Raw genomic sequence first — 22,911 nt, forward strand, 5'->3', positions numbered from 1 at the left:
TGGAGAACTGTCATGAAAAAAATCCTGCTTGTTTTGTCCGCTTTGGCCATCGGTTTCAGCGCCGCCGCCAAATTGCCCGCCCCCAGTGAAGAAGCCAAGGCCAAAGCCGCCGAAGCTGCGGCAAAAACCGCGCACGGCAACAAAGTGGCCGACTTCCAGTTGTGCAAGTCACGCGAAAAAGTGGCGGCGCACTATTACAAAACCAACGGCAAAGGCAAGGCCGCCCCCACGGCCACACCCGCCTGTGTAGACCCCGGTGCCTACAAGCCAGCAGAAACAGCAGCAGCCCCGGCCGCAGCACCCGCCGCTGCGGGCGCCAAGCCTGCAGCCGCACCTGCCAAAAAAGGCTGATCCTTTTTTGCATCCCACTGCAAAATCCCCCGTCGGCAACGGCGGGGGATTTTTACGTTAGGCTTCCGCCATGTCTGTTGTTTTGAATGCCACCGAGGCCGCTTCGGTCCCGCCCAAGCCCCACATCACCCGAGCGCGTGCGCCCCTCACCCGCAGTGTGGCTGTGCGCAACGAATTCGGGGAAGCCTCCGAGACCCAAATCCCCGCCGAGCGGGCGCTGACGATTTATCTCGACAAAAAAGAGCTGGTGACCTTGATGACCCTAGGCGCTGAGCCGGAATGGCTGGTGCTGGGCTTTTTGCGCAACCAGCGGCTGATCGACTCGGTGGACCAGATTGAATCCATCACCGTGGACTGGACCATTGGCGAAGGCGAGATGGGCGAACCCGGCGTGGCCGCAGTCAAAACCCGCGCCAATGCGCAGGTGGTGATCGAACGCAGCGCCGAGCGCGTGGTGACCACGGGCTGCGGCCAAGGCAGCGTCTTCGGTGATTTGATGGCCCACATCGACGAGATCGAACTGCCACCCGCGCAAATCACCCAAAGCCAGCTCTATGGTTTGGTCAACGCCATCCGCTTGCAGGAAACCACCTACAAATCTTCGGGCTCGGTGCACGGCTGCGCCTTGTTTCAAGGTGAAGACATGCTCATGTTCGTCGAAGACGTGGGCCGTCACAACGCGGTGGACACCATTGCCGGCTGGATGTGGATGCACGACGTGAACGCCCAGGACAAGGTGTTCTACACCACCGGTCGATTGACCAGCGAGATGGTCATCAAGTCGGCGCAGATGGGTGTGCCCGTGGTGGTGTCGCGCAGCGGCATCACGCAAATGGGTCTCGATGTCGCCCAGCGCCTGGGCTTGTGCGCCATTGGCCGCGCCACCAACAAGCGTTTTTTGTGTTTCAGTGCACCAGAGCGCCTCGTCTGGCAGCCCGAGTTGTTGACGCCGCCCGGCTGACCGCAAGCAGCGGCTGGCCGGGAAGCATGCGGCCGATCACCCGTGGATGAACTTGGGAGCGCGTTTGTTTAAAAACGCGTCCATGCCTTCTTTTTGGTCGGCGGTGGCAAACAGGCCGTGGAACAGGCGGCGCTCGAACATCACGCCGTCGCTCAGGCCGCTTTCAAAAGCACGGTTCACGCTCTCCTTGGCCGCCATGGTGGCCAGTTGGCCGTAGCTGCAAATCATCAGCGCAGCGCCCAGGGTTTCCTCCATCAATTTGTCCAAGGGCACCACGCGGCTGACCAGACCGCCGCGCTCGGCCTCGGCGGCGTCCATCATGCGGCCCGTGAGCACCAAGTCCATGGCCTTGGACTTGCCCATGGCGCGGGGCAGGCGCTGCGTGCCGCCTGCACCGGGGATGATGCCGATCTTGATTTCGGGTTGGCCGAACTTGGCGTTGTCGGCGGCGATGATGAAGTCGCACATCATGGCCAGCTCGCAGCCACCACCCAGCGCAAAGCCGCTGACGGCCGCGATCACGGGCTTGCGGATGCTGCGGATGGTTTCCCAGTTGCGGGTGATGAAGTCGTTTTTGTAGACCTCATGGAAGTTGAATTTCGCCATGGCCGCGATGTCAGCGCCGGCCGCAAAGGCTTTTTCGCTGCCAGTGATGACGATGCAGCCAATGGCTTCGTCGGCGTCAAAGGCCTTGAGGGCCAGGCCCAGTTCGTCCATCAGCGCGCCGTTGAGCGCGTTCAGGGCTTTGGGACGGTTCAGGGTGATGATGCCAACCTGGCCGCCTTCGGTGCGGACTTCGATGTTTTCGTAACTCAAGGGTTTCTCCAGCAGTGGGGTCAAATCAAAAGCTGACTATAACCACGCCAGCTGTACCGAGGCTGTCGCTCTGGCGCTGGGCCTGATTGGCATGCAAACTACGCAAAACACTAGGGAAAACATTCACCAACCGCACGGTCGGTTAATGGTACAGTCACGAATTAAGGAGACCCAAAATGACCGAATCGACCGCAACGGTGTTGTACGAAACGCGAGGCGCTGTGGCGCTGATCACCCTCAACCGCCCGCAAGCCCTCAACAGCTTCACCCGTGCGATGCACCACGACCTGTGGGCCGCGCTCGATCAGGCCGAGGCCAATCCGGCCATCCGCGCCGCCGTCATCACAGGCGCAGGCCGCGGCTTTTGTGCCGGAGCCGATCTGTCGGACTTTGATTTCACACCCGGCCCCAACCAGGTCGAACGGGCCGACCCCGGCCCCATCATCGACCAAGCCTTCAACCCCAGCACGCGCCGTTTGCAGTCGCTGCGCATGCCCACCATTGCCGCCGTCAACGGGGTGGCCGCAGGGGCAGGGGCCTCCATGGTCATGGCCTGCGACATCGCGATCGCAGCGCCGGGCGCCAGCTTCATCCAGGCCTTCAGCAAGATCGGTTTGATTCCGGATGCAGGCGGCAGTTGGCTGCTGGTCGAGCGCCTGGGCCTGGCCCGCGCCATGGCGCTGGCCATGACAGGCGACAAGCTGGCCGCCCAACAGGCCAAAGACTGGGGCATGATCTGGGACGTGGCCGAAGACCCGCTGACCAGTGCTTTGGCCCTGGCCGAGCGTCTGGCGAACATGCCCACCAAAGCCTTGGTCGCCACCCGCGCTTTGCTCCAGTCGGCCACCACCCGAACCCTGTCCGAGCACCTCGACACCGAGCGCGACACCCAGTCGGCCCTGGGCCGCACACACGACTATTTCGAGGGCGTTCAGGCCTTCCTCGAAAAACGTACACCCCAATTCAAAGGCGAATGATGAGCGACCCCCAAGCACTGGCCCGGTTGGTGGGCGAGACCATGTTCGCCGTCGACGTGGCTTCCAAAGACACCATGGGCATGGAACTGCTGGCCTGCGAGCCCGGCCGCGCCCTGATGCGCATGACCGTGAAAGCGCTGCACCTGAACGGCCACCAGATTTGCCACGGCGGCTTCATCTTCACGCTGGCCGATTCGACGTTTGCCTTTGCCTGCAACAGCTACAACAAAAACGCGGTGGCTGCGGGTTGCAGCATCGAGTTTTTGAAGCCCGGCAAGCTGGGCGACGTGCTGACCTGCGAGGGCGTGGAGCAAACGCTGAGCGGCCGTCACGGCATCTACGACATGAAAGTCACCAACCAAAACGGCGAGGTGATCGCCATGTTCCGTGGCAAGAGTGCGCAGATTGCGGGCACGGTGGTGCCGGAGTGAGCGCAGCCTGAGGCCCGCGCAAAACATCCCCGAGCAGACCGCCCAAGCAGCTTAACGCCCCCCATTGAACACCACCCCCAAAGATTGTTGAATCCGGAGTCCTTCATGAGCCAAAAAGCCTTCCCCCTGGAGCCGATTGAAAAGGCCAGCATCGACGAAATGCGCAGCCTGCAGCTCAAGCGCCTGCAGCAGACCTTGCAGCACGCCTATGCCAACTCGCCCGTGTACCGCGCCAAGTTTGACGCGGCTGGCGTGCACCCAAGCGACTGCAAAACCCTGGCCGACATCGCCAAGTTCCCGTTCACCACCAAGTCGGACCTGCGCGACAGCTACCCCTTTGGCATGTTCGCTGTGCCGCGCGAAAACTGTGCCCGTATCCACGCGTCGAGCGGCACCACCGGCAAACCCACGGTGGTGGGCTACACCCTCAAGGACATCGACACCTGGTCGACTGTGGTGGCCCGCAGCATCCGCGCAGGCGGCGCCAAGCCCGGTGACATGGTGCACATCAGCTACGGCTATGGGCTGTTTACCGGCGGCATGGGCGCGCATTACGGTGCTGAAAAACTGGGCCTCACCGTGGTGCCTTTTGGCGGTGGCCAGACCGAGCGCCAGGTGCAACTGATCCAGGACTTCAAATCCAACATCATCATGGTCACGCCGAGTTACATGCTGGCGATTGCCGACGAGTTTGAGCGCCAAGGCATCGACCCCAAAACCAGCTCTTTGCGCATCGGCATCTTCGGCGCGGAACCCTGGACCAACGACATGCGCGCCGCCATCGAAAAACGCATGGCCATCGATGCGGTCGATATTTATGGCCTGTCCGAAGTGATGGGCCCGGGTGTGGCCAGCGAATGCATCGATACCAAGGACGGCCCAACCATCTGGGAAGACCACTTCTACCCCGAGATCATCCACCCCGAAACCGGCGAGCCGGTGGCCGATGGTGAAATGGGTGAGCTGGTGTTCACTAGCCTCACCAAGGAAGCGCTGCCCATCATCCGTTACCGCACCCGCGACCTCACGCGCCTGCTGCCGGGCACGGCGCGCCCAAGCATGCGCCGAATGGAAAAGATCACCGGCCGCAGCGACGACATGATGATCATCCGTGGCGTGAACGTGTTCCCCAGCCAGATCGAAGAGCTGATCTTGAAGCGCGCCGAGCTGGCCCCGCACTACCAGTGCGTGCTGACCCGCGAAGGCCCGATGGACGACCTCAAAGTGCTGATCGAGACCAAGCCCGGCGTGTCCCCCGAGAGCATCGAAGCCCGCGCAGCGGCCAAGCAGCTGCAGCACGAAATCAAGGTCTACATCGGTTCGAGCGTGGCGATCGAGCTCAAGCCCGAAGGCGGCGTTGAGCGCAGCCAAGGCAAGGCCAAGCGCGTGGTGGATTTGCGCGGCAAGTGAATCAGACCGCAGGCCACTGATCGGCTGTGCGGTCCTTGGGCACGCTCAGCTGCCAGCCGCTGGCCTGCGCAGGCACCGTGAGCGGCAAGCGGAGCAGGCGTTTGTCGCGTGAGACCAGGGCGGTCAATTGGCGCTCTTTGCCGAGCAAGGCTGGCAGTTCGTCGAGCTTGCCCAGACGCCAGCTGCCGCCTTGCCCCTTGGCCCCGACCTCCAAACCCAGCCATTCGTCGCCTGCGGCCAGGCCGGCCACCTCGGCGGCGCTGCCGCGCAGCACCACTTTGACCTGCACACTGCCTGCGGCCTCAAGCACGCGCAGGCCCAGGCGCTGCGCCATGCCCGAGGTCTCGGCCTCTACCGCGATGCCATGCGCCGTGAGCAGCTCGCGCAGCGGCAGCTCTTGTGTGCTGTGCGCCCAGCGCTGGATCTCTACCGCCCAGCTGCGGCCGGTCAAGTCCTGCAGCTCGTCCAGCAGGTCTTGTTCACGCATGGGCCCGGCCTTGCAGCGCTTCCACAGGCCGCGCATCACGGTGTCGAGCGTGTGGCCCTCGGTTTTGAATTCGCGGCGCAGCGTCAGGTCCAGGCACAAGGCCACTAGCGAGCCCTTGGTGTAGTAACTCACGGTGGCGTTGGCGGTGTTTTCGTCCTGGCGGTAGTACTTGACCCAGGCGTCAAAGCTGGACTGCGCCACACTTTGCACATGGCGGCCGGGGGTTTGCTGCACTTGTGCGATGGTCTTGCCCAGCAGAGTGATGTAGGTGGCGTCGTCGATCAGCCCTGCGCGGCGCAGCAGGATGTCGTCGTAGTAGCTGGTGAAGCCTTCAAAGAACCACAGCAGCTGGGTGTAGTTTTCCTGCGTGTAGTCGTAGCGGGCAAAGGCATCGGGGCGCAGCTGCTTGACGTTCCAGGTGTGAAAGTACTCGTGGCTGATCAAGCCGAGCAGCGTGGTGTAGCCCTCTGGCTTGCGCGGGCTGGCGGACAGGCCGTTGTGGCGCGGCAAGTCATCGCGCTTGCAAATCAACGCGGTGCTGTTGCAGTGCTCCAGCCCGCCATAGCCGTCGTGCACGGCGTTGAGCATGAAGAGGTAGTTCTTGTGCGGCGTTTTTTTGCCAGCAGCCTTGCCTGACCCATGCCAGAAACGGATGGCCGCTTCGCAGATTTTTTGTGTGTCGGCCAGCAGGCGGTCACCGTCAAAGGAGGGCAGGGCACCGGCTACCACAAAGCGGTGCGGCACGCCGCAGGCGTTGAAGCTGCCACTCCAGAACGCGCCCAGCTCCACGGGGCTGTCCACCAGTTCGTCGTAGTTGGCGGCCTGGTAGAGGCCAAAGCCTTTCTTATCGGTTTTGACGGGCGCGAGACCCGTGGCAGCGTGCCAGGCGGGCTGGTTTTTGACGGGGGGCAGCTGCAGCTGGTGGGGCGCATTTTCTTGCCCATGCACCCGCAAGCACAAGCTGGTGCCGTTGAAGAAACCGCGTTGGCTGTCCAGCCAGGCGGTGCGCACCGAATTGTCAAAGGCATAAACCTCGTAGCTCAGCACCAGGGGCTGCCCGCTCTTGCACGCGATGGCCCAGCTGCACTTGTCTTGCTGCGTGATGGGCAGGCTGCGGCGGCCTTGTTTAGCGCTCAGGTTTTGCAGGTTTTTGGAAAACTCGCGCACCAGATAACTGCCCGGAATCCACACGGGCAGCGACACGGTTTGCTGCGCCGCTGGTTGGGGAACAGTCAGCGTGACCTTGAACAGATGCGCATGCAGGTCGGCGGCTTCAACGGTGTAGTGGATGGTGCTCATGTGGCACCTGCTGCCAAAAAGCAACTCAGGCTGGCCACGGTGGTCAGTTGCAAGCGCATGGGCAGCCAAGGGGCCAGGCCTGCGGCGGGCCAGGTGCGGCGGTCCATCACATAGCAGCCGATCAGCACAAAGCCCAGCAGCGGCAAACCTGCGAAGGCGGGCATCATCACGCCCACCCAGGCCAGTAGCGAGGGCACCACGCCCCAGGTGAAATGGATGCGCGGTGCGTTGGGGCTGATCAAGGCGTTGCGAAAGCCCACGCCCCAGTGGATGCCACCCAGAAACGACACGATCACCGCGCCATAGCTTTGCATGGACAGGGCCACATAGGGGTGCAGATCAGGACCGACCAGCCATAGGCACAGGGCCAGAAACACAAAAGGGATCAGCCCGGCATAGCCCAGGCGGCGTATCAGTCGCCAGGTCGGGTCTTCGGTCATGGAGGGGGAAAGAGGAGGCGTCATTTGATCTCGGCGAGCATTTTTTCAACTTGGGCCATGGGCACGGCACCGGGCACGCGGGTGCCGTCTGCAAACAAGAGCAATGGGGTGCCGGTGATGCGGTTTTTCTGGCCAAAGGCCACGATGGTGTCCACCGCCGAGGCGTCGCAGTTGGCGGCAGGCGGGAGCGTGCCGTTGATCATCCAGTCGTTCCAGACCTTGGCCTTGTCTTTGGCGCACCAGATGTTTTTGGACTTGTTCTTGGAGTCCTCACCCAACACGGGGTAGAGGAAATGGTAAATGGTCACGTTGTCCAGCTTTTGCAGGTCTTTTTCGAAGCGTTTGCAGTAGCCGCAGTTGGGGTCGGCAAACACGGCCAGTTTGCGTTTTCCGTTGCCACGCACCTGGGTGAAGGCGGTTTTCAGGGGCAGTTGGTCAAAGGGAATGGCCGAGAGTTTGTCCATGCGCTCTTCGGTCAGGTTGCGCTTTTGCTTGACGTCGATCAGCGCGCCCTGGATCAGGAAGTTGCCCTCGGCATCGCTGTACATCACCTCGTTGCCCATGCGGATCTCGAACAGCCCGTTCATCGGGGTCTTGCTCACCTCATCGATCTTGGGCAGGTTGGGCAAGCGCTCGCTCAGGTTTTTGCGGATGGCCGCTTCCTGGGCCATCACGCTGCCCAGCGACAAGGCCGTGGTGGCCAGGATCAGCGCCAGTTTGGAGAGAAGGAACTTCATGGAGAGGACTTTCGGGATCAAAAAATAAGGACGGATCAGCGGGTGGCCTTGGCTGAGGCGGGTGGGGCGCTTTGGCCCATGGCGCGTTGTGTCATCCAGTGTTTGAGCGGGCCGCTGCGGTCAAAGCCGCGCATGCCCCAGTTGCGCAGGTTTTGCCACACCGGGCCAGGCTGCGCAAACAGGCGCTGCAGGCCATCGGTGACCAGGCCCATGGCCTGCACATCGGCTTGCCGTGCACGTTCGTAGCGGCGCAGCAGTTTGAGGTCGCAGAGCGGACGCCAAAATTCCTTGGCCCGGATCACCCTCACCAGCTCGGCCACATCGGCCAGGCCCACATTCAGGCCCTGACCGGCCAGCGGGTGCAGGGTGTGTGCCGCGTCACCGGCCAAGGCAAAGGCTTGTTGGGTTTGGCCCGGCATGGTGCCGATCCAGCGCTCGGCGCGCGCCAGTTGCAGCGGCCACACGGCACGCTCGGCCGACAGCTGCATGCCGCCCAGGGCGTGGCCACAGGCCCCGGCCAGCGCGTCAGCAAAGTCCTCGGCGCTCAGGCCCATGAGCTCTTGCGCCCGCAGCGGGTGCACCGACCAGACCAGCGCGACTTCGCGGCCGCCTTCGCCGCCCAAGGGCAGCAGGGCCAGCACTTCGGCTTGCGGCTGCGACAGACCGGGCGCGTGGCTCCAGCCAAACCATTGGCGGGCGATGCCCTCGTGTGCCCGCTCGCACAGCAGACGGGTGGCCAGTGCGTGTTGTTCGTAACGCGTGGTGTCAAAGCCCACGCCCAGCTCGGCGCGTGTCTGGCTGGCGCGGCCCTCACACACCACCGTCAGCGGCGCAGCCACCGGGGCCTGCACCACTTGAATCTGGGGCTGAAACTGCACGGCCTGGGCCAGGCGATCCTGCAACACCGGCACGTCCACCATCCAGTTGAGTTCGCCCACACCATGGTCACCCGCGCCAAAGTTGAGTTGACCGCCATCGTCGCCCCAGACCTGCATCTGGTACACGGGCGTGACGGCGGGGGCCTCGGGCCAGCAGCGCAGGTCTTGCAACAAGGCTTTGGCCGCGCCATTGAGCGAATAGGCGCGCACGTCAGGGGCGGCCGTGGCGGCGGGGAAGTCGACCAAGGCCACGTTGAGCCGCTCGCGGGCCAGCAGCAAAGCCAAAGTCCGGCCCACGATGCCAGCGCCACGGATGCAAATGTCAGGGGGAAGAGCCATACCCGCATTGTAAGGAGGCGGCCCATGGCGCTGGGCCGCCGGGGACTTTGGGGCTGGGCCAGTGGCCCCGGGCTGAGCCGTTAAAATTGCAGGCTGATTTCCGAATCTTCCCCCGAATCACCGAAAGCCATCCATGAGCCTCAAATGCGGCATCGTGGGTCTGCCCAATGTGGGCAAATCCACCCTTTTCAACGCCCTGACCAAAGCTGGCATTGCCGCTGAAAACTACCCCTTTTGCACCATCGAGCCCAACACGGGGGTTGTGGAAGTGCCCGATCCGCGCCTGCAGCAGTTGTCCGCCATCGTCGAGCCCGAGCGCATTGTGCCGGCCATTGTGGAGTTTGTGGACATCGCCGGTTTGGTGGCCGGTGCCAGCACGGGCGAAGGCCTGGGCAACAAGTTTTTGGCCCACATCCGCGAAACCGACGCCATCGTCAACGTGGTGCGCTGCTTTGAAGACGACAACGTGATCCACGTCGCCAACAAGGTCGACCCGATTGCCGACATCGAGGTGATTCAGACCGAGTTGTGCCTGGCCGATTTGGCGGCTGTGGAAAAAGCCATCCACCGTGTGAGCAAAATCGCCCGATCCGGCGACAAGGACGCCGTCAAGCAAATGGCCATCCTGGAAAAGTGCCAAGCCGCTTTGAACGACACCCAGCCCGTGCGCACCATCGACTTCAGCAAGGAAGAGCGCGCAGAACTCAAGCAGTTCTTCTTCATCACCGCCAAGCCCGCCATGTTCGTGGCCAACGTGTCAGAAGACGGCTTCGAGAACAACCCCTTTCTCGACCGCCTCAAGGCCTTTGCCGCCAAGCAAAACGCGCCCGTGGTGGCCATTTGCGCCAAGATCGAAGCCGAGTTGTCCGAGATGGACGACGCGGACCGCTTGGAGTTTTTGAAGGAAATCGGCCAAGACGAGCCAGGTCTCAACCGCCTGATCCGCTCGGCTTACGGCTTGCTGGGCCTGCAAACTTACTTCACCGCTGGCGTGAAAGAAGTGCGCGCCTGGACCATCCGCGTGGGCGACACCGGCCCCCAAGCCGCAGGCGTGATCCACACCGATTTCGAAAAAGGCTACATCCGCGCCCAGACCATCGCGTTTGACGACTTCATCGCCTTCAAGGGTGAGCAAGGCGCCAAGGACGCGGGCAAGATGCGCGCCGAAGGCAAGGACTATGTCGTGAAAGATGGCGACGTGATGAACTTCCTGTTCAGTTCCTGATACGGCGTCAAGGCGGCAAGCTCAAAAACCTTGTCACCGCCTGCACCGTCGCCTCGGGGTCCTCTTCGTGGGGCACATGGCCCAAGCCCTCAAAGACCTGGAGCTGGCTGCCTGCGATGTCTTGGTGAAAAGCTTGCCCGTGGTCTGAAGGGATCAGCCGGTCTTCACTGCCCCACAAAATCAAAGTGGGCAGGCGCAGCTGCGAAATCTTTCCGGCCAGGGCGGCATCGCTGCTGCGGTATTGGAAGCGTTGCGTCAGGCTGGCCCGGTTGCCTTCGCGCAGTGTCAATTCGTAATAGCGGTCTACCAAGGCTGAGCTCACCTTGTTGGGCTGGCCATAGACGTTGCGCACGCTGGCGGCAATCATGGATCGGGGCAGAATTTTCTGGGTGATGGGCGCCAGCCATGAAATCTGGGCCAGTCGAAAACCGATGGGCATGGACTGGGGCTGTAAGGGGTAACCTGTGGCATCGACCAAGACCAATTGGCGCACCCGCGTTGGGTGTGCCAAAGCGGTTTGCCAGGCTATGCCGCCGCCCAGCGAGTTGCCGCCCATCACCACCTCATCGAGCTTGAGCAAGTCCAGCAAATCCCGCATGAAGCCGGTGTAACGCGCCATGCTGTAGTCGCCATCGGGTGCGGGGCCGGTCAACCCGAAGCCGGGCAAGTCCATGCGGACCACACGGCGGTGCGGGCTCAAAGCGGCCACCCAGCCGTCCCAGGTGTGCAAACTGGCCGAGGTGCCGTGGATCAAGACGATGGGGGTCGGGTCATCGCGCGGCCCCTCGTCGCGCACATGCACCTGCATGCCTTGCAGCGTCAAAAAGTAGGACGGGGGCGCGGCCCAGCGTGCCATCAGGGTATCCACTGGGCGATCAGGTGCCCAACTCAGGGCCAAGGCCGCAAGCAAGGCCGCGAGCAACAAAAGGAAAACAGACAAGGTGGCGTTGAGCATGGGGACAGGGTGTGGGTTGGACGGCGGCACAAGCCTTTCATGGTTCAGCTTGTGCACGGGAGCTTATGCGAACAGGCCTGCGCATGGTGATTTTTGTGGATGGCGTCATGAATCACCTGGACCCGCAGGGCAAGGTTTTCCCGGGTAGTTCAGCACTTGATTTCTTCACATAATCACTTCGTTGAACTGCCAGGCACATTCTTTTACCCTCAAAAACTCGGAGACATCCCGATGACCCACCGTCATGACCCACGCCGCCGACAACTGGGCCTTGCCGCCATGTCTGGGCTTGCATTGGGCACTTTTGGCGCTGCGCAGGCCCAAAATGCAGCTTGGCCCACCGCCAAACCCATTCGCATGATCGTGAACTTTCCGGCCGGTGGGTCGCCTGATTTGGTGGCCCGCGCGGTGTCCACCACCGTGTCTCAAGCCTTGGGGCAACAAATTGTGGTGGAAAACCGAGGCGGTGCCGGTGGCATCATTGGCTCCGACTTGGCTGCCAAAAGTGCCCCCGATGGCTACACCTTTTTGTGCAGCTCGGGCAGCGGCGCATCCATCGTGCCCTATGTCACAGCCAAAATGCCTTTTGACCACGACAAGGACCTGATCCCTGTCGCAGCCGGTGCGCGCTTGCAGTTGTTTTTGGTGGTGCGCAGCGATGCGCCCTATAAAACTTATGCCGAATTCATCGCGTATGCCAAGCGCAACCCCGGCAAAATGAGCTATGGCTCACCCGGTAACGGCACCAGCCCGCACATTGCAGGTGAGATGCTCAAGTCGCAGGCGGGCATCTTTAACCTGCACATCCCCTACCGCGGTTCTGCGGCGGCCTTGCAAGACTTGCTGGGCGGCAACCTGGATTACTTGATGGACCCGGGCATTGCCTTCTCGCATGTGCGCTCTGGCCGTCTGCGCTTGTTGGCCGTCACCTCCCCCCAGCGCTTGTCCATGTTCCCGGATGCGCCCACGCTCAATGAGCTGGGGCTCAAGAATTTTGATGCTGGCACATCTCACGGTTTCTGGGCCCCTGCGGGCACGCCAGCGGCCATCGTGGAGCGCATGAACCGCGAAATCAACCGTGCCCTGATGGTGCCCAGCGCAGTCGAGTCCATCAAAGGCATTGGTGCCGAACCCACGCCCATGTCACCTGCTGAGTTTGGTGCGGTGACCAAGGCCGATGCACGGCGTTTTGCGCAGATCATCAAAGAACGCAAGATCAGTCAAGACTGAGTTGACGCGGGACGTTTGGGTGTGGGGCCGGACTTAAATCTGACCGGGAAACACCCACAGCAGCAGCGCTGTCATCACCAAGTAGCGGAAAAATTTGCCAATGGCCATGTACAACGTGCATGGCCAAAATGGCAATTTCAGCCAACCGGCAACCGCGCACAGCGGGTCGCCCACACCGGGCAGCCAGCTGAGCAAGCAGGCCTTGGGGCCCAGTTTTTCCAGCCAGGCCAGGGCGCGGATGTGCGTGCTGGAGTCGCGCCATTTGTTCACCGCATGGTGTGTACCCCAACCCATCCACCAGCTGACCATGCCGCCCAAGGTGTTGCCGGCCGTGGCCACCAAAATAGCCGGCCAAAAAAGTTCGGGGTTGAGTTTGACCAGGCCGAACACGGCGGGTTCCGAGCCCATGGGCAGCAGCGTGGCCGAGATGAAGGCGATCACAAACACGGTGCTCAGGCCGTGCTCGGGCAAGGCCAGCCATTGCAATAAGTTGTAGAGCCAAGCTTCCATCAGCTCAGTGTACTGGGCTGCATGCAAGCCCTGCTGAGCACAGGTCTTGGGGGGCTGGAGCGCAGTGCCCGTTGCCCAACACAAAGCACTCTTGAAGAGGATGCGTGGTTCGGATTCCGGGATCTGACTCGAGACTTAGGGCGTGCGCTGAAAAACCGCTTCACAGCCCTGCCAGAGGGCTGGTGCTGTCGATGTTGCTCAGCAGACGCTCGCGTCCTTTGAGCACATGTCGCTCGGCGGTTGTTTTGGCTTTGGCCTTGGAGCCTTTGACGATGGCTTCGTACAAGGTGCGGTGTTCTGCATTGGACTGCCGCATGTTGCCCGGGGCGTTGAAGTATTCGCGGCGGAACAGGTGCATTTCCTTGACGTAGTCGTCATAAGCGGCTTGGGCCCGTTGGTTGTGGGCCAGTTGCAGCACCAAGGCGTGGAACTGCAAATTCAGTTCGTAGTAGAGGTTGGGGTTTTCTGCTTCACAGGCCCGGTCCATGCCGAGCAGAAGTTCTTCAAAACGGGCTTTGTGGCTTTCGGCGATGTGTTCTGTGGCGCGTTCAGCGGCAAAGCCAAAGACCAAGGCCCGCAAGTCGTACAGCTCCAGCATTTCGCGCACCGACAGCTGCCGCACAAACACGCCCCGGTTGATGACCGCCTTGACCAGCCCCAAGCCGGTGAGCATGCGGATGGCCTCGCGCACCGGCCCTCGGCTGGTGCCCATGCGCAGGGCCAAGGCCGCTTCGTTCAGGCGCTCACCGGGTTTGAGCTCGCCGCTGTAGATGAGTTGCTTGAGCTGCTCGGCCACAAAAACGGGCAAGCCGTGCTCGGGCTTTTCAGGGGCGGGCTGCATGGCGAGGGTGGTTCAGCGGGTAGGGTGGAGCGTTGTTCAAGAGGCGTTTGAATACTACCCGAAGATGCAGGAAACACCAGGGAAATGCCCCCGGCCAGGTCGCCAATGTGTCAACAATCAATCGAAATTGTTGACACTTTAAGACCGGACGTTCAAACTTTGCGGCTGTAGGAAGGGCTCAAGCCCTGCTCCTAAATACCTGCTCTGCGATGAGCCTGTCTTCAGGCCCTCGCTTGTATGGCCCCCCCATTCACGGACGATTGACATGCCGCACCAACCCGCTTCTGCCGCACTCTCGCGTTTCAGAGTGATTGATCTGACCCAGGTCCGCGCAGGCCCCACAGCCTGCCGCCAACTGGCCGACTGGGGTGCCGATGTGGTGCAGGTTCAAATGCCCGAGCACATGCGCGGTGACGACACGCTGGGTGGGCAAGAGGGCTCGGACTACCAGTACACGCACCGCAACAAACGCTCGATCACGCTCAACCTGAAAGAGCCCGAGGGCATCGCGCTGCTCAAGCAGCTGATCGCCAAGGCCGATGTGGTGGTGGAGAACTTTCGCCCGGATGTGAAGTTCCGCTTGGGCATTGATTACGAGAGCCTGAAGAAAGACAACCCCGGCTTGGTGTACGCCAGCATTTCCGGCTTTGGTCAGACCGGGCCCCTGGCCGCACGGCCGGGCTTTGACCAGATAGCACAAGGCATGGGCGGGCTGATGTCGGTCACGGGTTTGGCCGAGCAGGGGCCGATGCGCGTGGGCATCCCGATTGCCGATTTGTGCGCGGGCATTTTTGCGGCGCAAGGGATTTTGGTGGCCTTGCTGGAGCGCGAAAAGTCTGGCCAAGGCCAGTGGCTGCACACCTCGCTGCTCGAGTCGATGGTGTACATGATGGATTTCCAGACCTCGCGCTGGCTGATTGACGAAGAAGTGGCCACGCAGGCGGGCAATTTCCACCCCACCAGCATCCCCACCGGGGTGTACAAGGCGCGCGATGGCTTCATGAACATCGCAGTGTTTGGCTCCAAGATCTGGGAGCGTTTTTGCGACATCCTGGATGCGCCGCAATGGGTCACTGACCCGCGCTTCCGCGACAAGCCCAGCCGCTCGGTCAACCGCGACGCGTTGAACGCCGAAATCAACGAGCGCCTGGCCAAGCAAGACCGGGCTTACTGGATCGAACGTCTGAACGAGGGCGGTGTGGCCTGCGGCCTGATCAACCGCATGGACGAGGTGTTCAACGAACCGCAAGTCCAGCACTTGAAGATGGTCAAAGACGTGGTGTCGGTGCACCAAGGCCCGCAGCGACTGGTGGGCCAGCCGGTGCAGCTGGAGCGCACGCCGAGCACCATCGCCCGCGCCGCACCGCGCCGCGGCGAGCACAGCGTCGAAATTCTGGGCGAGTTGGGGCTGGATGACCAGACCTTGGCCGCATTGAAATCCAAAGGAGTGTTTTGAATGTCCGAAGTCGTCTACACCTCACCCACCGAGCGGGTCAACACCTGGCTGGACGGCAGCACGCTGCATATCCAGTTCAACAATGTGGCGCGGCACAACGCACTGTCGGTGGACATGTGGGAAGTGGTCCCCGTGTTGCTGAACCAGGCCGAACACGATCCGCGTGTGCGTTTGGTGGTGTTTTCGGGCGCGGGCGAAAAAGCCTTTGTCTCGGGGGCCGACATTTCTCAGTTCGAAGACATGCGTGCAGCGCGTGAGGCGGTGACCCGCTACGAGCACATGGCCGAGACCGCGCTCATGGGCATTTACAACTTCCCCAAACCCACACTGGCCTGCATTCGCGGCTTTTGCATCGGTGGCGGTATCAACGTGGCCATCAGCTGCGACATGCGCATCGCCGCCAGCGACGCCGTGTTCTCGGTGCCCGCCGCCCGACTGGGTCTGGGTTATCGCTATTCGGCCATGAAAAACCTGGTGGACCTGATCGGCCCCGGTGCGGCCAAAGACCTGTTTTTCACGGCTCGAAAAATCAAAGCGCCAGAGGCTCTCAGCCTGGGTTTGGTCACGCGGGTGTGCGCTCCGGAGGCCTTGCCAGACTTGCTGGCCGAATACACCTCAGCATTGGCCGCCAATGCACCGCTGACCATTCAGGCGGCCAAGGCCATCACGCGGGAAATCCTCAAGCCCTCGCCCGAGTTGGACATGGATTTGTGCACCCAGCTCATTCGCGGCTGTTTTGACAGCGCCGACTATGCCGAAGGCCGAAAGGCCTTCATGGAAAAACGCCAACCTGTCTTCAAAGGCGAGTGAGGTCCCGCATGAAATCGTATTGGATGAACATCAGCAACGGCCAAGGTCACATGGAACTGCGCGAGGTCGACATGCCTGTGCCCGGCGCAGGTCAAGTGTTGGTCAAGCTGCACGCGGCTTCTTTGAACCGGGGTGAATTGATCATCGGCCACGGCCTGCATGGCAAAGGCGGCAGCAAGCCCGCAGGCATGGAAGGGGCGGGGCAGATTGTTCAGCTGGGCAGCGACACCGGGGCCTGGCAAATCGGTGATCGCGTCATGGGCCGCTGCCCTGGGGCGTTTGCCGAATACGCGCTGATGGACGTGCGCGAAATCATGCGCGCGCCGGACAACTTGAGTTTGGAAGAAGCGGCCTCCATTCCCCTCACGTTTTTGGTGACCTATGACCTCTTGGTCTTGCAAGGCCACTTGCAGCGCGGGCAATGGCTCTTGATCAACGGCGTGTCTTCGGGCGTGGGTGTGGCCAGCTTGCAAATGGCCAAAGTGTTGGGGGCCAAAGTGATCGGCACTTCCGGCTCTCAGGCCAAACTCGACCTCTTGCAAGCGCTCGGTCTGGATGTGGGCTTGTGCACACGCGCCGCCGATTTCCATCAGGCCGTGTTGCAGGCCACCGATCAACAAGGCGCCAACCTGGTGGTGAACACCGTGGGGGGCAGCGTCTTTGCCGAGAGCATGCGCTGCATGGCTTTTCAGGGGCGTTTGGGGTTTGTGGGTTATGTCGACAACACACTCAACGCCACCATTGACCTGGAGGCCTTGCACGCCAAGCGGCTGTGTCTTTATGGTGTGTCCAACAAAAACCGCACACCCGCGCAACGCGCCGATGGCATTGCGCAGTTTGCAGCGCAAATCCTGCCGGCTTTTGCCGATGGCCGGATCCAGCCTTTGCTCGATCGGGTATTTGAGTTTGATCAATTGGACCAAGCCAAAACCCACATGGAGAGCAACCAACACACCGGCAAGATTGTGCTGCGCATCGCCAGGCCCGATTGACGCCCAAGACACTTTCAAACCGAAGGAGACAACATGATCAACAAAAGAGCCCTGATTTGCGCATGCGTTCTGTCCAGTCTGGCCTGGGGTGCTCAGGCCCAAGGCGCGGCTTATCCCAACAAACCGGTGCGGCTGGTGGTGGGTTTCGCGCCCGGCGGTGCCGCCGACTATGTGGCCCGTGCCATGAGCGACGCCATGGGCAAGGCCCTCGGCCAAACGGTCATTGTCGAAAACCGCGCCGGCGCGGGCTCCAGCATCGCGGCCGAAAACGTGGCCAAGGCTGCCCCGGATGGCTACAGCGTTTTGCTGGCCAGCCCCAGCAGCATCTCTGTCAATCCGGCCTTGAACCCCAAGCTCAACTACACCCCCAAAGACCTCGTGCCCGTGACCAAGGTGACGACTTCGCCCCTGGTCATTGCTGTCAACCCGGGCATCGGCATCAATTCGGTGCAGGACCTGATTGCGCGGGCCAAACAGTCGCCCGGCAAGATCAATTACGCCACCTCGGGCAATGGCTCAGCCCCACATTTGGGCGCGGCTTTGTTCACCCAGTTGACCGGGGTGGAGATGATGCACATCCCGTTTCGGGGTGGCAGTCCCGCCATCCAGTCGGTCATCGCGGGCGACACCCAGGTGACTTTTGGCACGCCGCCTTCGGTCTTGCCCATGGTGCAGGCCGGACGCTTGAAGGGCCTGGCCGTCAGCACCCGTGAAAAAACACCGCTGGTGCCCGGCGTCCCCGGCATGCAGGAAGCAGGCTTACCCGACTACGCGATCGAGTTCTGGTACGGGCTGTTTGTGCCGGTGGGCACGCCCCCTGCTGTGATGAAGAAAATCTTTGACGCCGCGCACTCCGCGATGAACCAAGCTTCTGTCAAAGCCGCTTTGGCCCGAGAAGGCACCGATGTGTCCTTGTCCGCCTCACCCGAGCAATTTGGGTCGTTCCTGACCGAAGACGCCAAATTTTGGGTCAACTTGGTCAAAAGTGCCGGTGTCAAAATCGACTGATCACAAAGGATTGGCCATGGTGGAAAACGGATTTTTGAAAATCGAATCGATGCGCTTGCGTTGCTCGGACGCCGAGTGGCAGGCGCGCGTTGATTTGGCGGCGTGCTACCGGCTGGTGGCCATCTACGGCATGTCCGACATGATGGCCAACCACATCTCCTCGCGTGTGCCGGGCGAAGACGGCGCCTTTCTCATCAACGCCTACGGCATGATGTACGAGGAGATCACCGCGTCCAGCCTGATCAAGATCGACCACGATGGCAACATCTTGTCCAAGCCCGATTTTGGCGATTTGAACTATGGCATCAACAAAGCCGGTTATGTGGTCCACAGCGCCGTGCACGCAGCCCGACCTGAGGTCGATTGCGTCATCCACACCCACAGCTGGGCCTCGATGGCCGTGTCTTCGCTCGAATGCGGCCTGCTGCCCGTCACGCAAACCGCCATGCGCTTTTTGAAAATCGGCTACCACGACTACCAAGGGGTGGTGCTCGATCTGGCGGAACAGGCTTCCTTGGTCCAAGACCTGGGGCAGGGCGAAGCGCTGATCTTGCGCAACCACGGTGCCCTCACGGTGGGCCGCAGCGTGGGCGAGGCCTTCAACTGGATGCACCGTCTGGAGCTGTCCTGCCGTTCCCAGCTGGCGGCCATGGCCTGCCACACGCCATTTGTGAAAGTGGCCCCTGACGTGCTGGAAGAAACCTGGAACAACTACCAGCCCAGCACCCGCAGGCCCTATGGCCTGATGGAGTGGCCGGCCTTGCTGCGCAAGCTCGACCGGATGGACCCCAGCTACAAGACCTGAGGCCGCGATTGAACAGCGAGCCCGCACCCGTCCTGCGCATCCTCATGTCAGCCCCCAGCTTGGCGCAGCTGGGCAGCGCGGTGGCCGAGGTCATGGGCGCGCACCCTTTTGAGTTGCTGGCGCTCAATGAGGCCGTCGCCAGTCAGCGCACCGATGCCGATGTGGCTTTCATTTCGCGCGAAGTCACGGGCACCTCGACCAAACACGAAATCCACCCTGCCTTGCAACAGGTGTACGACTTGCTGCGCCAATCGCCCGGACTCAAGTGGGTGCACATCCACTCGGCGGGCGCAGACCGCCAGATTTACCAGGACTTGATGACTCAGGGGGTGCAAATTTCCACCTCGTCAGGTGCTAACGCCCAGGTGGTGGCCACCGTGGCTTTGGCGGGTTTGTTGGCCTTGGCCAGAAAGTTCCCCATGTTGTGGGCCGAGCAACAAGCGCGTCAGTGGATTCCCCTGATGGGCCAGCGCATGCCGCGCGACCTGCCGGGCCAGACGGCCACCATCGTGGGCTGGGGGCCCATTGGCCAAAAGCTGGGCAGTTTGTTGCAGGCCTTGGGTCTGAAGGTGGTGGCGGTGCGTCAAAAAATTGACCCGAGTGCCCAGTTGCCAGATGGCGTGGAGCAGGTCAGCTTTGAGGGCCTGCCCTCCGCGCTGCCACGCACCGATTGGCTCATATTGGCTTGCCCCCTGACCACCAAGACCCGCCAGTTGGTCAATGCCCGTGTGCTGGCCGCGCTGCCTGCCGGGGCTCACCTGATCAACGTGGCGCGGGGCGAAGTGGTGGACCAGGATGCGCTGGTGTTGGCCCTGCAAAGTGGGCATCTGGGCGGCGCCTTTCTGGATGTGTTTGCGCACGAACCCTTGCCCTTCGACTCACCCCTGTGGTCCATGCCCCAAGTCATGGTGACGCCCCACGCAGCGGGCCACTCGGACGGCAACGAAGCCCGCGTCAGCCAGATGTTTCTGGACAACCTGCGGTGTTGGCACCAGGGACAAGCACTGCGCAACACAGTTGGGTGAAGCGGCCAGGGGCCGATTTGCATTGGCCAGAGATTCATATCCTGTTGATTTTTGAATTAAACAAATTTAATGTTTTATTTGTTTGATGGTTTTCTTTTGATGTGAAAAATAAAAAAATGTAAAATTTAATGATTGAATAGACCGAGTGTCTGAGTGCAAAGGGAGTGGCTGAGTGAAAAATACCCCAACCAAACGACTGGGACTGTGGCGATGGTCTTGGCTGGCGTTCGCCGCACAGGCCGCCTGCGCCACGGCAGCGAGCAACGACGAATTTCTGGACATGTCGCTCGAAGAGCTGGTGGATTACCGCCTCATGTCCATGTCGCGCAAAGAGCAGCGCGTGGCCGACATGGCTGCAGCCGCCTATGTCATTTCGTCTGAAGAAATCCGCCGATCCGGCGCACAGTCCATCCCCGAGGCCTTGCGCCAAGTGCCGGGGCTGAATGTGGCGCAAATTTCGCACAGCCGCTGGGCCGTCAGCTCGCGCGGCTTCAACGAGCGTTTTTCCACCAAACTCCTGGTTCAGGTGGACGGGCGCAGCATTTACTCGCCCCTGTTCTCCGGCGTGCTGTGGGAAACCCAGGACATCGTGATGGAAGACATCGAGCGCATCGAAGTCATTCGCGGCCCGGGCGCTGCCCTGTGGGGCACCAACGCCATGAACGGCGTGATCAACATCGTCACCCGCTCGGCGGCTGCCAGCCAGGGCAGCATGCTCAGTGCATCACTGGGCTCCGGCGGGCTGGCTTCGGTGTCCATGACGCATGGCGGCGAGCTGGCTCAGGGTGGCCACTACAAGGTGTTTGGCAAGACCGGCCGCATGGACGGCTCCGTGGCCCGCGACACCGGCGCACCGGGTGAAGACCAGGCGCGTCAGCAACGCCTGGGCATCCGCATCGAGCCGCGCCTTGCGTTGGGTCAACTCAGCATCAAGGCCGAGGTGTACCAGGACCGGTCACAGGATGTCTGGGGCATGCCCTCTGTGCGGGCCTTCAGTGTTGACCAGGCCTCATATTCCCGGGACGCCTTGTTGTCCGAAAAAGGCCAAGGCATGGCCCTGCAAGCGCGCTACACCTGGAAAGGCGCACGCGGTGCAGACAACGCTTTGCAAGCCTCCATCGACCATGACCGCTCTGACCACACGGGCTTGTGGGGCTCTGGCACGGGTCCGGGCAAGCCCTTGGTGCAAACGCCCGCTGTGATGGCCATGGGCGGCAAAAAAACCGACATCGATGTGGACTTTCAGCAGCGCCAGGTTTTTGGCGTGCACGACTTCATTTGGGGTTTGAACCTGCGCCACACCTCGGACCACCTGATCTTGCCCAGTTCCCCCTACCGACTGGCCGATGGCCAGAACCAGCGGGTCAGCTACAGCGCGTTTGTGCACGACGAGATCACCCTGGCCCCCGACAGTCTGAAGTTGATCGTGGGCTCCAAGTTTGAAAAAGACGGGTTGACCGGCTTCAATGTGCAGCCGAATGTGCGCCTGCTCTACACACCGGCGCAGCACGAGGTGGTTTGGGGTGCGTTGTCGCGCTCGGTGCGTTCCTTGCGTCGCACCGAAAGTCAGGCCACGGTGGACGTCAGCGCGCAAGATGCGCACGAACTCAACCCGGCCATCCCTCCGGGCTGGTTGAGCGCGGTGACCCAGGTGTCCCCCATGGCCGGCGCGCCCATGAAAGCCGAGGAGGCCCTGAGCCTGGAGGCCGGCTGGCGCAAGCAGTTCTCCAACTTCCTGAGTGTGGACACAGCGCTGTTTGTCACCGATTACCAAAATCTGCGCGGTGCCCGCATGCTGCCCAATACGGCCTCGGGCTTGCCTCAGGCGCTTGCATGCCTGGCCGCGAACGGTCCCGGGGCCTGCTACGTCACACTCGACGCCTACAACAGCAACGTCGACAAGGCCCGTTCCTTGGGTGGCGAAGTGGCCCTCGAATGGCACCCGCGTGCCTGGTGGAAAGTGCAAGCGCATTACAGCCACCTGCGCGTCAAGGCCACCCGAACCGGTGACATGCTGGGTGACATCCAGGTCAACGCTTATGAAAACAGTGCCCCGCGACACCAGTTTTCGCTGCACAACAACTTCAGCTTGCCACGTAACCTGAACCTGGATGTGCGCCTGCGCTACAACTCTGGCACGGGCCACTACACCCTCAACAGCGAGGGTTTGACGATGTTGCCCGCCTACACCGGTCTGGACATGCGCCTGGCCTGGAAAGCCGGACGCCACACCGAGCTGTCGGTGCTGGGGCGCAACTTGCTCAAAGACAGGCACACCGAGTTCATCAACATCTTCCCCATGACCCGCGCCTACGACGTGCAGCGCAGCGTGCTGGTGCAAGCGGTGACCCGGTTTTGAAGGACATGGCCATGAACCTTCAAAACACCCCATTGGGCTTTCCCATCATCAGCCTTCGCCAGCTGCTGTGCGGCTTGGCCATGTGCCTGACATGGCCCGCTTTGGCCCAAACTGCCGGTCAGACGGTTGACCGCATCAAGGCCGCTTACGTCTACAACTTTGCCAAATTTGTCGAGCTGCCCAGCGCCGATGACAAATCCATCCGCCTGTGCGTCCTGGGCAAGGACGACCTGAGCGGCGCCATGCTCAGCTTGAACCGCCGCATGGCGCAAGGGCGGGAAATTGTGGTGCGCAAAGAGGTGCCGCTGGACCAACTCAAGGACTGCAGCATGGTCTTTGTCAGCGAGACCGATGCCCGGCATCTGCCCGCCGTGGTGCGGCAATTGAGCGGTGCCCCGGTGCTGCTGGTCAGCGATGGCCGCCAGGCCGTGGACCAGGGCGCGCATCTGGCGCTGCTGTTCAACGATGACCGGGTGGAGTTCGACGTGAACCTGCTGAGCTTGCAAAAATCCAACATCCGAGCCAGCAGCCAAATGCTCAAGCTGGCCCGCACGGTGGTTCGTTAAAAG

Annotated in this window: 23 protein-coding genes; 15 read left to right on the forward strand and 8 right to left on the reverse strand. The window is 61.7% G+C overall.

Annotated elements, in window-relative coordinates:
- Positions 1–12 precede the first annotated feature (12 nt).
- Positions 13–351 (forward strand): hypothetical protein, encoded by a 339-nt coding sequence (locus QZ190_RS04170; protein ID WP_291913823.1) that lies wholly within the window; start codon positions 13–15, stop codon positions 349–351.
- 70 nt (positions 352–421) lie between these two features.
- Positions 422–1,312 (forward strand): formate dehydrogenase accessory sulfurtransferase FdhD, encoded by an 891-nt coding sequence (locus QZ190_RS04175; RefSeq protein WP_291913825.1) that lies wholly within the window; start codon positions 422–424, stop codon positions 1,310–1,312.
- Positions 1,313–1,348: 36 nt separating this feature from the next.
- Here QZ190_RS04175 and QZ190_RS04180 read toward each other — a convergent pair whose 3' ends face one another.
- Positions 1,349–2,128 carry an enoyl-CoA hydratase gene (locus QZ190_RS04180; protein ID WP_291913827.1) on the reverse strand — a complete coding sequence of 260 codons (780 nt, stop codon included), beginning with the start codon at positions 2,126–2,128 and terminating at the stop codon, positions 1,349–1,351.
- Positions 2,129–2,304: 176 nt separating this feature from the next.
- Here QZ190_RS04180 and QZ190_RS04185 point away from each other — a divergent pair, with 176 nt between their 5' ends.
- The 3 genes from QZ190_RS04185 to paaK all read left to right on the forward strand — a co-directional run bounded on the left by QZ190_RS04185 (position 2,305) and on the right by paaK (position 4,946).
- Positions 2,305–3,105, forward strand: coding sequence for an enoyl-CoA hydratase-related protein (locus tag QZ190_RS04185; RefSeq protein ID WP_291913829.1), 801 nt, complete (start codon positions 2,305–2,307; stop codon positions 3,103–3,105).
- Positions 3,102–3,536, forward strand: coding sequence for a hydroxyphenylacetyl-CoA thioesterase PaaI (gene paaI / locus QZ190_RS04190; protein WP_291913831.1), 435 nt, complete (start codon positions 3,102–3,104; stop codon positions 3,534–3,536). Before QZ190_RS04185 ends, paaI begins: the two co-directional genes overlap by 4 nt.
- A gap of 105 nt (positions 3,537–3,641) precedes the next feature.
- The gene (gene paaK / locus QZ190_RS04195) at positions 3,642–4,946 is read left to right on the forward strand and encodes a phenylacetate--CoA ligase PaaK (RefSeq protein WP_291913833.1); all 1,305 of its coding nucleotides are present in this window, start codon (positions 3,642–3,644) and stop codon (positions 4,944–4,946) included.
- Between the two features lies 1 nt (position 4,947).
- On the opposite strand, the gene QZ190_RS04200 is transcribed toward paaK, so the two are convergent.
- From QZ190_RS04200 to QZ190_RS04215, 4 genes are read right to left on the reverse strand one after another with little or no spacing between them, the layout of a single operon-like run.
- Positions 4,948–6,732: a peptidase M61 gene (locus tag QZ190_RS04200; RefSeq protein ID WP_291913835.1), complete on the reverse strand. Its 1,785-nt coding sequence runs from the start codon at positions 6,730–6,732 to the stop codon at positions 4,948–4,950.
- Positions 6,729–7,172 carry a DUF3429 domain-containing protein gene (locus tag QZ190_RS04205; RefSeq protein WP_291913837.1) on the reverse strand — a complete coding sequence of 148 codons (444 nt, stop codon included), beginning with the start codon at positions 7,170–7,172 and terminating at the stop codon, positions 6,729–6,731. Before QZ190_RS04205 ends, QZ190_RS04200 begins: the two co-directional genes overlap by 4 nt.
- 20 nt (positions 7,173–7,192) lie before the next feature.
- Entirely contained in the window at positions 7,193–7,909 is a 717-nt protein-coding gene (locus tag QZ190_RS04210; protein WP_291913838.1) for a DsbC family protein, read from the reverse strand.
- A gap of 35 nt (positions 7,910–7,944) precedes the next feature.
- Positions 7,945–9,126, reverse strand: coding sequence for an FAD-dependent monooxygenase (locus tag QZ190_RS04215; RefSeq protein ID WP_291913842.1), 1,182 nt, complete (start codon positions 9,124–9,126; stop codon positions 7,945–7,947).
- A gap of 133 nt (positions 9,127–9,259) precedes the next feature.
- Here QZ190_RS04215 and ychF point away from each other — a divergent pair, with 133 nt between their 5' ends.
- Entirely contained in the window at positions 9,260–10,351 is a 1,092-nt protein-coding gene (gene ychF, locus QZ190_RS04220) for a redox-regulated ATPase YchF (RefSeq protein WP_291913846.1), read from the forward strand.
- Positions 10,352–10,358: 7 nt separating this feature from the next.
- Here the strand turns inward: ychF and QZ190_RS04225 are convergent, their stop codons facing one another.
- Positions 10,359–11,306 (reverse strand): alpha/beta hydrolase, encoded by a 948-nt coding sequence (locus QZ190_RS04225; RefSeq protein WP_291913848.1) that lies wholly within the window; start codon positions 11,304–11,306, stop codon positions 10,359–10,361.
- A gap of 231 nt (positions 11,307–11,537) precedes the next feature.
- Here QZ190_RS04225 and QZ190_RS04230 point away from each other — a divergent pair, with 231 nt between their 5' ends.
- The gene (locus tag QZ190_RS04230) at positions 11,538–12,536 is read left to right on the forward strand and encodes a tripartite tricarboxylate transporter substrate binding protein (protein ID WP_291913850.1); all 999 of its coding nucleotides are present in this window, start codon (positions 11,538–11,540) and stop codon (positions 12,534–12,536) included.
- 33 nt (positions 12,537–12,569) lie between these two features.
- Here QZ190_RS04230 and QZ190_RS04235 read toward each other — a convergent pair whose 3' ends face one another.
- Positions 12,570–13,046, reverse strand: a complete 477-nt coding sequence (locus QZ190_RS04235) for a YqaA family protein (RefSeq protein ID WP_291913852.1) — start codon at positions 13,044–13,046, stop codon at positions 12,570–12,572.
- 160 nt (positions 13,047–13,206) lie between these two features.
- Positions 13,207–13,887: a GntR family transcriptional regulator gene (locus QZ190_RS04240; RefSeq protein WP_291913854.1), complete on the reverse strand. Its 681-nt coding sequence runs from the start codon at positions 13,885–13,887 to the stop codon at positions 13,207–13,209.
- 265 nt (positions 13,888–14,152) lie between these two features.
- On the opposite strand from QZ190_RS04240, the gene QZ190_RS04245 reads away from it, so the two are divergent.
- The 8 genes from QZ190_RS04245 (at position 14,153) to QZ190_RS04280 (ending at position 22,908) form a co-directional block, all read left to right on the forward strand.
- Positions 14,153–15,343 carry a CoA transferase gene (locus QZ190_RS04245; protein ID WP_291913855.1) on the forward strand — a complete coding sequence of 397 codons (1,191 nt, stop codon included), beginning with the start codon at positions 14,153–14,155 and terminating at the stop codon, positions 15,341–15,343.
- On the forward strand, positions 15,344–16,153 hold the full coding sequence (locus QZ190_RS04250) for an enoyl-CoA hydratase (RefSeq protein ID WP_291913858.1): 810 nt from the start codon (positions 15,344–15,346) through the stop codon (positions 16,151–16,153). It begins immediately after the preceding gene.
- Positions 16,154–16,161: 8 nt separating this feature from the next.
- Positions 16,162–17,145: a zinc-binding dehydrogenase gene (locus tag QZ190_RS04255; RefSeq protein ID WP_291913860.1), complete on the forward strand. Its 984-nt coding sequence runs from the start codon at positions 16,162–16,164 to the stop codon at positions 17,143–17,145.
- Positions 17,146–17,178: 33 nt separating this feature from the next.
- On the forward strand, positions 17,179–18,153 hold the full coding sequence (locus QZ190_RS04260; RefSeq protein WP_291913862.1) for a tripartite tricarboxylate transporter substrate binding protein: 975 nt from the start codon (positions 17,179–17,181) through the stop codon (positions 18,151–18,153).
- Between the two features lie 16 nt (positions 18,154–18,169).
- Positions 18,170–18,958 carry a class II aldolase/adducin family protein gene (locus QZ190_RS04265; protein WP_291913864.1) on the forward strand — a complete coding sequence of 263 codons (789 nt, stop codon included), beginning with the start codon at positions 18,170–18,172 and terminating at the stop codon, positions 18,956–18,958.
- A gap of 44 nt (positions 18,959–19,002) precedes the next feature.
- A complete protein-coding gene (locus QZ190_RS04270; RefSeq protein ID WP_291913866.1) occupies positions 19,003–19,983 on the forward strand; it encodes a D-2-hydroxyacid dehydrogenase in 981 nt (326 codons plus the stop codon).
- 172 nt (positions 19,984–20,155) lie between these two features.
- Positions 20,156–22,342 (forward strand): TonB-dependent siderophore receptor, encoded by a 2,187-nt coding sequence (locus QZ190_RS04275; RefSeq protein ID WP_291913867.1) that lies wholly within the window; start codon positions 20,156–20,158, stop codon positions 22,340–22,342.
- A gap of 11 nt (positions 22,343–22,353) precedes the next feature.
- Positions 22,354–22,908: a YfiR family protein gene (locus QZ190_RS04280; protein WP_291913869.1), complete on the forward strand. Its 555-nt coding sequence runs from the start codon at positions 22,354–22,356 to the stop codon at positions 22,906–22,908.
- Positions 22,909–22,911: the final 3 nt, after the last annotated feature.

Origin of the sequence: Limnohabitans sp. (assembly GCF_017848645.1) — a bacterium.
Lineage (GTDB): Bacteria > Pseudomonadota > Gammaproteobacteria > Burkholderiales > Burkholderiaceae_C > Limnohabitans_A.

Bases quoted from the DNA above. Each gene is read 5' to 3' on its own strand.
- QZ190_RS04245 (WP_291913855.1), top strand. From the start codon at position 14,153: ATGCCGCACCAACCCGCTTCTGCCGCACTCTCGCGTTTCAGAGTGATT.
- QZ190_RS04255 (WP_291913860.1), top strand. From the start codon at position 16,162: ATGAAATCGTATTGGATGAACATCAGCAACGGCCAAGGTCACATGGAA.
- QZ190_RS04225 (WP_291913848.1), bottom strand. From the start codon at position 11,306: ATGCTCAACGCCACCTTGTCTGTTTTCCTTTTGTTGCTCGCGGCCTTG.
- QZ190_RS04175 (WP_291913825.1), top strand. From the start codon at position 422: ATGTCTGTTGTTTTGAATGCCACCGAGGCCGCTTCGGTCCCGCCCAAG.
- QZ190_RS04270 (WP_291913866.1), top strand. From the start codon at position 19,003: ATGTCAGCCCCCAGCTTGGCGCAGCTGGGCAGCGCGGTGGCCGAGGTC.
- QZ190_RS04205 (WP_291913837.1), bottom strand. From the start codon at position 7,172: ATGACCGAAGACCCGACCTGGCGACTGATACGCCGCCTGGGCTATGCC.
- QZ190_RS04240 (WP_291913854.1), bottom strand. From the start codon at position 13,887: ATGCAGCCCGCCCCTGAAAAGCCCGAGCACGGCTTGCCCGTTTTTGTG.
- QZ190_RS04250 (WP_291913858.1), top strand. From the start codon at position 15,344: ATGTCCGAAGTCGTCTACACCTCACCCACCGAGCGGGTCAACACCTGG.
- QZ190_RS04185 (WP_291913829.1), top strand. From the start codon at position 2,305: ATGACCGAATCGACCGCAACGGTGTTGTACGAAACGCGAGGCGCTGTG.
- QZ190_RS04200 (WP_291913835.1), bottom strand. From the start codon at position 6,732: ATGAGCACCATCCACTACACCGTTGAAGCCGCCGACCTGCATGCGCAT.
- QZ190_RS04265 (WP_291913864.1), top strand. From the start codon at position 18,170: ATGGTGGAAAACGGATTTTTGAAAATCGAATCGATGCGCTTGCGTTGC.
- QZ190_RS04210 (WP_291913838.1), bottom strand. From the start codon at position 7,909: ATGAAGTTCCTTCTCTCCAAACTGGCGCTGATCCTGGCCACCACGGCC.
- QZ190_RS04170 (WP_291913823.1), top strand. From the start codon at position 13: ATGAAAAAAATCCTGCTTGTTTTGTCCGCTTTGGCCATCGGTTTCAGC.
- paaK (WP_291913833.1), top strand. From the start codon at position 3,642: ATGAGCCAAAAAGCCTTCCCCCTGGAGCCGATTGAAAAGGCCAGCATC.
- QZ190_RS04235 (WP_291913852.1), bottom strand. From the start codon at position 13,046: ATGGAAGCTTGGCTCTACAACTTATTGCAATGGCTGGCCTTGCCCGAG.
- QZ190_RS04280 (WP_291913869.1), top strand. From the start codon at position 22,354: ATGAACCTTCAAAACACCCCATTGGGCTTTCCCATCATCAGCCTTCGC.
- QZ190_RS04230 (WP_291913850.1), top strand. From the start codon at position 11,538: ATGACCCACCGTCATGACCCACGCCGCCGACAACTGGGCCTTGCCGCC.
- QZ190_RS04260 (WP_291913862.1), top strand. From the start codon at position 17,179: ATGATCAACAAAAGAGCCCTGATTTGCGCATGCGTTCTGTCCAGTCTG.
- QZ190_RS04215 (WP_291913842.1), bottom strand. From the start codon at position 9,126: ATGGCTCTTCCCCCTGACATTTGCATCCGTGGCGCTGGCATCGTGGGC.
- ychF (WP_291913846.1), top strand. From the start codon at position 9,260: ATGAGCCTCAAATGCGGCATCGTGGGTCTGCCCAATGTGGGCAAATCC.
- paaI (WP_291913831.1), top strand. From the start codon at position 3,102: ATGATGAGCGACCCCCAAGCACTGGCCCGGTTGGTGGGCGAGACCATG.